The following is a 1,542-nucleotide window of genomic DNA, read 5'->3' as shown; positions in this document are numbered from 1 at the left end:
TCATAGGCGATATCGGAGCATTTGAAGGTGACGAAGAGCTGCTGGCCCTGATCCCAGCCGCCAACCGCGAAGACCTTGTCTCCGACCTTCCAGACATGGGCGCCGCCCCATTGGACAACGTGGTTCGTCGCGGGCAGCGAGGCGCAGAAGCCGTTGTAGTCGTCCAGCGTCATCCCGCCCCCTTTTTTTGCGCACGTCGCCCAAAAGTGGCCCCGGTTTTGGGAAAACGACATGCATATGACAAAGACCTAAAACGCCGCGCGTCCGGGAAGGACGCGCGGCGTAGGATCAGGCTGCCACTTCCGCCGCGACGATCGCCGGCTTCGAGCGGAAGTTCAGCCGGTCGGAACCGGCTGTCACCTTGACGGTCGAGCCGTCGAGAATGTCGCCGAGCAGGATCTTCTCCGCCAGCGGGTCCTGCAATTCCTTCTGCATCACCCGCTTCAGCGGCCGCGCGCCATAGGCCGGATCGTAGCCCTTGGCCGCCAGCCAGTCGACCGCCTCCTGGTCCAGCGACAGCGTGATCTTGCGGTCGACAAGCAGGCTCTCCAGCCGCTTGAGCTGGATCTCGACGATGCGGCCCATATCCTGCCGGCGCAGCCGGTGGAACAGGATCACCTCGTCGACGCGATTGAGGAACTCCGGCCGGAACGACGCCCTGACGACACCCATCACCTCGTCGCGAACCAGATCGACGTCCTGATCCTCGGTGAGATTGACGAGATATTCGGCGCCCAGGTTCGACGTCATGATGATCAGCGTGTTGCGGAAGTCCACCGTGCGGCCCTGCCCATCGGTCAGGCGGCCGTCATCGAGCACCTGCAACAGCACGTTGAACACATCGGGATGCGCCTTCTCGATTTCGTCGAACAGCACGACCTGATAGGGCCGGCGCCGCACCGCTTCGGTCAACGCGCCGCCTTCCTCATAGCCGACATAGCCGGGAGGTGCGCCGATCAGCCGGGCGACCGAGTGCTTTTCCATGAACTCCGACATGTCGATGCGCACCATCGCGCCCTCGTCGTCGAACAGGAAGCTTGCCAGCGCCTTGGTCAGTTCGGTCTTGCCGACGCCCGTCGGCCCGAGGAACATGAACGAGCCGATCGGCCGGTTCGGGTCCTGCAGGCCCGCGCGAGCGCGCCGCACCGCTTTGGAAACAGCCTGCACCGCCTCGCCCTGGCCGACGACACGCTTGCCGATCTCGTCTTCCATGCGCAGCAGCTTGTCGCGCTCCCCCTGCAGCATCTTGTCGACCGGAATGCCGGTCCAGCGCGAGACGATATGCGCGACGTGATCCGGCGTGACCACCTCTTCGACCATGCCAGCCTTGCCGTCCTGGGTTTCGGCCTCCTTCAGCTTCTTTTCCAGTTCCGGGATCTTGCCATAGGCAAGCTCGCCAGCGCGCTGGAATTCACCCTTGCGCTGCGCAATGGCGAGCTCGTTGCGCGCCTCGTCAAGCTGCTTCTTCAGATCGGCGGCCAGCCCGAGCTTCTGCTTCTCGGCCTGCCATTTGGCGGTGATCTCGGTCGATTCCTCCTCGAG

The 1,542-nt window shown here is 63.8% G+C and carries 2 protein-coding genes; both read right to left on the bottom strand.

What is annotated here, in order from left to right; translation table 11 throughout:
* The coding region (locus tag EN906_RS33765; protein ID WP_206529250.1) for an MmcQ/YjbR family DNA-binding protein at nucleotides 1–173 on the bottom strand (173 nt) is incomplete at its 3' end.
* A 115-nt stretch (nucleotides 174–288) separates the two neighbouring features.
* A partial coding sequence (locus tag EN906_RS33760) for an AAA family ATPase (RefSeq protein WP_127375756.1) occupies nucleotides 289–1,542 on the bottom strand: 1,254 nt, incomplete at its 5' end.

Source organism: Mesorhizobium sp. M7A.F.Ca.CA.004.06.1.1 (genome assembly GCF_003999135.1).
Taxonomy (GTDB): Bacteria; Pseudomonadota; Alphaproteobacteria; order Rhizobiales; family Rhizobiaceae; genus Mesorhizobium.
Note: the sequence above shows the minus strand (reverse complement) of the source record. Positions and strands in the feature narration are given on the sequence as shown.